The 6,106-nt window shown below is 61.8% G+C and carries 6 protein-coding genes and 1 other RNA gene; 2 read left to right on the forward strand and 5 right to left on the reverse strand.

What is annotated here, in order from left to right:
• Positions 1 to 169: 169 nt before the first annotated feature.
• Positions 170 to 1,009, reverse strand: coding sequence for a universal stress protein (locus AC3FNH_RS27470; RefSeq protein WP_488722312.1), 840 nt, complete (start codon positions 1,007 to 1,009; stop codon positions 170 to 172).
• A 233-nt stretch (positions 1,010 to 1,242) separates the two neighbouring features.
• On the opposite strand from AC3FNH_RS27470, the gene AC3FNH_RS27475 reads away from it, so the two are divergent.
• Positions 1,243 to 1,695, forward strand: coding sequence for a universal stress protein (locus AC3FNH_RS27475; RefSeq protein ID WP_488722313.1), 453 nt, complete (start codon positions 1,243 to 1,245; stop codon positions 1,693 to 1,695).
• A 469-nt stretch (positions 1,696 to 2,164) separates the two neighbouring features.
• On the opposite strand, the gene AC3FNH_RS27480 is transcribed toward AC3FNH_RS27475, so the two are convergent.
• On the reverse strand, positions 2,165 to 3,001 hold the full coding sequence (locus AC3FNH_RS27480) for a universal stress protein (RefSeq protein ID WP_488722314.1): 837 nt from the start codon (positions 2,999 to 3,001) through the stop codon (positions 2,165 to 2,167).
• The gene (locus AC3FNH_RS27485; RefSeq protein ID WP_488722315.1) at positions 2,998 to 3,492 is read right to left on the reverse strand and encodes a universal stress protein; all 495 of its coding nucleotides are present in this window, start codon (positions 3,490 to 3,492) and stop codon (positions 2,998 to 3,000) included. Before AC3FNH_RS27485 ends, AC3FNH_RS27480 begins: the two co-directional genes overlap by 4 nt.
• A 411-nt stretch (positions 3,493 to 3,903) precedes the next feature.
• Here AC3FNH_RS27485 and ssrA point away from each other — a divergent pair.
• Positions 3,904 to 4,228, forward strand: a transfer-messenger RNA (tmRNA) gene (gene ssrA / locus AC3FNH_RS27490).
• A gap of 122 nt (positions 4,229 to 4,350) precedes the next feature.
• On the opposite strand, the gene AC3FNH_RS27495 is transcribed toward ssrA, so the two are convergent.
• Positions 4,351 to 4,599, reverse strand: coding sequence for a hypothetical protein (locus tag AC3FNH_RS27495; protein WP_488722316.1), 249 nt, complete (start codon positions 4,597 to 4,599; stop codon positions 4,351 to 4,353).
• Between the two features lie 350 nt (positions 4,600 to 4,949).
• Positions 4,950 to 6,041, reverse strand: coding sequence for an alanine dehydrogenase (ald, locus tag AC3FNH_RS27500; RefSeq protein WP_488722320.1), 1,092 nt, complete (start codon positions 6,039 to 6,041; stop codon positions 4,950 to 4,952).
• Positions 6,042 to 6,106: the final 65 nt, after the last annotated feature.

Here is a 6,106-nt window from a genome sequence, read left to right on the forward strand (position 1 = left end):
GCTCCGCAGCGAGCTTCTCTGCGTAGCTGAGGAGATGCACGCTGAGCGTTACAACGCCTTCATGGATATCGACAAGAACAGCGTCGCTGACACCAGGCAAGACCACGCCACTGCCCGCGCCCGTATTGCTGAACGCCTGTTCATGGCTGTCTCCTGCGCGCCGGAAGTGTCAGTGCGACAGCAGGACAGGTACGGTCATCGATTGCAGCATGGTGCGCGTTACGCCGCCGAGCACAAGCTCTCGCATCCGGCCATGACCATAGGCACCCATCACGATCAGGTCGGCCCCACAGTCCGCCGCCAGCGAGAGCAGCATCTGTCCGGTGTCGTCGCCGCTGACGGCCGTGAAGTCGTGAAGCCCTGCCTGCACGCCGTGTCGCGCCAGCCATTCGATGGCGAATCGCGGCGGCGAAAGCCACAGGTCCGCCGACAGGTTCGGTGCGTTCCAGGCAACCACCTCGACAGTCTCGGCGCGCCGGAGGAACGGAAGAGCGTCTTGGATGGCTCGCGCCGCTTCACGGCTGCCATTCCACGCCACGAGGATCCTCTTGCCGATCTCCGGAAAGACTCCGGCATAGGGAATGACCAGCACGGGCCGGCCGCATTGCAGTACGACGGACTCGACGAAGTGATGCTGGACATAGGCATCCTTGTCTGCAGGGTCATGCTGCCCCAGTACCAGCAGGTCCGCGGTATGTGCTTGCGCCACGACGTTGTCGGCCGTGGCCCACTCGGGCGCGTACCACTCGGTCGGCGTCAGCAGTTCGTCCGTGGCCCCCTGGAATGCATGGCGGGCGACTTCGGCGACCTGTCGATGCCATTCGCTGTATGACGCCAGGTACCGATCGCCATCCACCAGATAGCGGACGGAACGGGGATCCGGTTGCCCGATCGCAAGCATACCGACCAGCGTCGCCTGGAACTTCTTCGCAAGCTGAATGGCGATGTTCAGGCGCTGGTGCATGCGTCGGCTGGCATCCAGGTGAACCAGGATGGTGGCAAAGTCCATGGATTCTCCGCTTATCCGATGTGGTGTTCCGCGATTCAATGTAGATCCTCGTCCATGCGTGGGCTTGTCATATGTCAAGCTTCCTGCCGACGACCCGCAGCCGCCGCAACGCCCTCGTCCCGCTTGATGCACGTCAAGCCCCACTGCGTCGTGGCATCTAGCCTTGATGCAGGACGGCAGGACGATCGGCAATGCCGTTGCCTCCGTACCGCACTCCCAGGGGAAGCACCATCATGTATCAACGTATCCTCCTGGCCGTCGATGGCAGCCGTTCAGGAGAGCTTGCTGTCGAACAGGCCATTACCGTAGCCAAGGCAACCGGTGCGGACATCAGGGTTCTCTTCGTTGTGGATGACAGTGACTTCCCGTTCGAGGTGAGCTACAGCGAATCAACGGATGTTCTCAGGAAGGTCACCACCCGCGGTCGCGAGATCCTTGCCAGGACGGCGGACAGGATCGGCGCCGCAGGAATTCTGTGCGTCACCCGACTGCTGGAGCGCGCTGACTCCCCCGATCTGGTTGCCGACACCATCGTTTCGGAAGCCGGAAAGTGGAAGGCCGACCTGATCGTCATGGGAACGCACGGGCGGCGTGGCTTCCGACGCCTCGTGATGGGAAGCGTGTCGCAAGGCGTGATTGGCAGGACCAGGCTTCCTGTTCTGCTCGCGCGCAGCGACGCAGAGTGATAACAGTCAACCGCTTGCACGCGGGATTGCTGCCATGAGCCAGATTCTCCTTCCCGAATCCGTCCTGACCTTGAGGTGACCGCAGAGGCGCTGGAAGACCATTTCGGCTCACAGTCTTATCTGTATGAAGATCTAGCGTCCGCCTTTGCGACCTATCGCAACGCGACTGCGCGTACTCCGAGTCGTTTGCGTCCTCGCTGAAAGCCAGAAGAGGCTGTAGCAATCACAATGGCCCGATCCGGTTCAACGTCACTCGTCGCGCCACCATCGAGAAGCAACCGACTCGATGGTACATGTCATTGTGCTGCACGAAAGACAAGGGACGGCGAGCCGGCGTGCGGCGAACGTGACGGACAACCTGGCTCAGCGATCACTGGGCTTTCCCTTCCGGCTTCTTCGCGCCATCGGTATTGGGGGGCGAACTTGCCGGATAGGCCGGAGATCCGGCATCGGCACGGCGATCCGTGGCTCAATGCGAAAAGAGCACTGGTACGGTCATCGACGACAACAAGGTTCGGGTAACGCCGCCCAAGACAAGCTCGCGCATCCGCCCGTGGCCATATGCGCCCATGACGATCAGGTCGGCATCGAAGTCGGCGGCTCGCGACAGCAGCAGTTTACCGATGGCCAGGTCGGAACCGCCCGGGCCGTGTTCGACCTCCACCGTCACTCCGTGACGTTCGAGGACACGCACCGCGTGGGCCACCGGCGTCGCGTCCGGCCTTGCCTCCTGGACCGAAGTCTGGGCGCATAGCACGCGTGCCTTCGTTCCGCCGATCATCGGCAACGCGTCGTGCAATGCCCGCGTCGCTTCCCGGCTTCCGTTCCAGGCGACCATCACACGCGAACCTGTTGCAGGGAATCCCCCGTCACACGGGACCACAAGAACCGGCCGGCCGCTTTCCAACAGCAAGGCCTCGAGGATCTGTGCCGCTACTGGACCTTCCTCGCCATTTGCATCGTACTGACCGGCAACAACCAGCCCTGCCTCGCGCGATTCCCGGAGCACCGTCGACAACACATCATGCTCGGCCGACCGCCATTCCACGCCGGCGGATAAGTGTTTCGTCGCCTTGTGGAACTGGTCACGAATGCTCTCCTTTGCCAACTGACGGCGCTGCCGGTCCGCTTCGAGGTAGAGCGCGGCGTTGTCCATCAGATAGAACCATGCCGGATCGGGAATGAAGCCTCCCATGATGCCGATCAGCGGACAGTCATGTGAGTTCGCCAGTTGCGACGCGAGCGCGAGGCGGCTCGCCGTGTGCCTGTTGCCGTCCAGGTGAACCAGGATGCTGCTGTAGCTCATGCTAACTCCTTACCGTGAGACGAAATCGGGCTGTGGATGCCATCCCTGCCCTGACAGACCAGCAGCACTGGCAGGTTTGTCTGGACCGTGACTCCTCGGGATACGCTGCCCATGATTAGCCGACGTGCGCCACGGCGTCCGTGCGTGCCCATTACGATCAGGTCTGCAGGCCATCCGGCAGCTTCCGCCACGATGGTCGTTGCGATGTCGTCCTGGATCATGTGTTTGCTCAGCAGGCGCGTGCAATGACGTACGCCAGCCCGCCCGAGCTTGTTCGCTGCTGACGAGAGCACGCTTTCCCCAACCATCATCAGGTCATCGATCAGCCTGACCGGGTCCATCCCCGTGACGTCGAGAAACGGACTGCTGTCATCTACCACATAGATCACCTCCACCTCGGCACCCATGGCCTGCGCAAGTGGAATAGCATCATCCAGCGCGGCCTCGGAAGCTGCGCCGCCGTCTAGGGCGACCAGAATGCGTTGGTACATGTCTGATCCTTGCTAGAGCTAAGAACGGGTATGACTACCGTATGCAAGTGGAGACCTGCCGCCCTCGCGGCCTGCCATAGCGACCGCATGCGGAAGCCTCGCTGCGGCATTGCGGCAGTGACTTCCCTGTCAGACTAGTTCCTTCCGGAGACCGCGATTTGGGCTGGATCAAAGTATCCAGACTACGCTCGGGAAGCCGCAACGCGTAACAAGCCTGCTTCGCCAGTTACTTCGACATGGCGCCGTGGTTGTCTGCCAGAACCCGGTATCCTCAAGGTCGTCGAGTAATTTAGAGGTCGTCGCGCGTCATCTCCTGCTCGCTGGGGCGATATGGATCGTCCGTCACGGCAGTGACAGTCGAGGCGGACCTCTCGGGGGCCCTGACGCCGATCGGTACTGGCGCTGAAGGCTGGCCTCGAACGGTCTTGAAAAAGACTGCGGCCCCCTCCATATTGAGAACATGGTTGTAATTCCGGCAACCTGGAGGCGTTCTGGACAGGGGTTCGACTCCCCTCACCTCCACCTGAGCGTATTGCTATGCGCTGAGGTGGGGGTGCATTGGTTTCGACAGGGCGTGCAAAGGGGCGCAGGCAACCCGTCAGGCGATCGACGTAAATGAAGCAAATCCATAGACGCCAACGATGAGCGTTTTGCATTGGCCGCCTGAGGCCAACGCCGGGGCCGCTGAAGCCTTGTAGACCAAGACAGCCGGTGGGGACTTCGGTCCCCGCTGTCATTTCAGCTGACATCTCGCCCTTTCCCATCTGGAGACTCGCGATCACGCCTGTTACCACCCCTGGACGAATGCGCATCGGCGTGCCCCTGTTGCCGCAGCGAGTGATGACACAATAGTTCTGCTCAGCCTTCCGAACTAGGCTCCTCGCTTTCCAGGATCTCGAGTGCGCGCGCAGCCTTTCCCTGCAATTCGAAGCGATGACGACGCTGCAGTCTGTGCTCCGATCGAAACCATGTGTAAGCTTCCAAGACCTCGGCGCTTGTGGGTGCTTCGTCCAGAATCCTTTCCACCACTTCGTCCTCCAGCAATCCGATGATGTCGCGGATCTCGCTGGCGGTAGCGGCCTGCGGTGCAGCTTTTTGCGTATCCATTCCCACTCCTTGTGAAATGGCCACCGTGCAAGCCGGAGGGCGGCAAAGTCGATGCGGTCATCCCTTGCACAGACATAATCCCGAGAGCGGGAATCCAGCGATTGCAGGATTCCCACCGGGACGACGCTCTGCGTTCAGGCGCCCTTCACCGGGATCTTGTTTGCCGCGCCCGCTGCCTCAGCAGTTTTGGGAAGCGTAACGGTACGCCCTAGTTCATGGGCGCGCCGAGAGTTGGCAGCCGGCTATCATCTGATTGCCGGCAAAGCCGCTCAAAGGCGCCGCCAGCGCCAGTTCAGAAATAGGGCTTGTGCCGACATCAGGCTGAGAACAGAGCTCGGATCCCGCCTGGTTCACGCCAGCACCTGTTCGGCTGGCACATACGCGCAGCCGTGGGCACGCGCGATTGCCGCATAGGTCACGTTACCGCGACAGATATTCAGACCGGCACGCAGGCAAGGATCTTCGCCGAGCGCGCGGGACCAGCCCTTGTCGGCGATCGCCATTGCATACCCGATGGTGGCGTTGTTCAGGGCAAAGGTGGACGTCCTGGCAACGGCAGCCGGCATGTTGGTCACGCAGTAGTGCAGCACTCCGTCCACAACATAGATCGGATCCGTATGGCTGGTGGGGCGCGAGGTCTCGAAGCAGCCCCCCTGATCGATTGCCACGTCCACCACTACGGAGCCGGCCTTCATGCGGGCGACCATCGCACGCGTCACTAGCTTAGGTGCCTCGTCGCCTGGTACAAGGACCGCACCAATCACCGCATCGGCCGTGAGAAGGGCGCGCTCGATGGCGTCCGCACTGGAATAGAGCGTGACCAGCCGATTGCCGTAGACAAGTGCCAGGTGCCGCAGGCGGTCGACGTTCCGGTCCAGAACCGTGACACGCGCCCCTGTGCCGACGGCAATCTGGATCGCATTGGCACCGACTACGCCAGCCCCAATCACTACTATGTGGGCTGGTGCAACCCCCGGCACACCGCCCAGCAGCACACCCATGCCACCCCGCGGCTTCTCAAGATAGGCGGCAGCCACCTGCACCGACATGCGGCCGGCCACCTCGCTCATTGGCGCCAGCAAGGGAAGGCGGCCGTCCAAGGCTGTCACGGTTTCGTAGGCAATGCAGACGGCGCCGGATTTCATCAGGTCCAAGGTTTGCTCGCGATCCGCCGCCAAGTGCAGGTACGCGTACACGATTTGCCCGGGCTTGAGCAGCGCTCGCTCGGCCGGTTGCGGCTCCTTGACTTTCACGACCATCTCGACCGATGCGTATACGGCTTGAGCATCCTCAGCCAACTGGGCGCCGGCCAGCTTGTAGGCGTGGTCGGAGAGGCCAATTGCAGCTCCGGCGCCAGTCTGGACCGTCACCTTGTGACCGCGGGCAACCAGCTCGCGCACGCTGGCCGGTGTGAGACCGACCCGGTACTCCTGGTCTTTGATTTCCTTAGAAGCTGTTGCGAAATTAGCTAATGCAGTGCTTTAGCCTGCTCCAGCAAATCAGTGAA

It is taken from the genome of Cupriavidus sp. 22TCCZM01-5 (assembly GCF_057798915.1).

Coding starts and splice junctions, on each gene's coding strand:
- AC3FNH_RS27470 (WP_488722312.1), bottom strand. CDS start 1,009: ATGGACTTTGCCACCATCCTGGTTCACCTGGATGCCAGCCGACGCATG.
- AC3FNH_RS27475 (WP_488722313.1), top strand. CDS start 1,243: ATGTATCAACGTATCCTCCTGGCCGTCGATGGCAGCCGTTCAGGAGAG.
- AC3FNH_RS27480 (WP_488722314.1), bottom strand. CDS start 3,001: ATGAGCTACAGCAGCATCCTGGTTCACCTGGACGGCAACAGGCACACG.
- AC3FNH_RS27485 (WP_488722315.1), bottom strand. CDS start 3,492: ATGTACCAACGCATTCTGGTCGCCCTAGACGGCGGCGCAGCTTCCGAG.
- AC3FNH_RS27495 (WP_488722316.1), bottom strand. CDS start 4,599: ATGGATACGCAAAAAGCTGCACCGCAGGCCGCTACCGCCAGCGAGATC.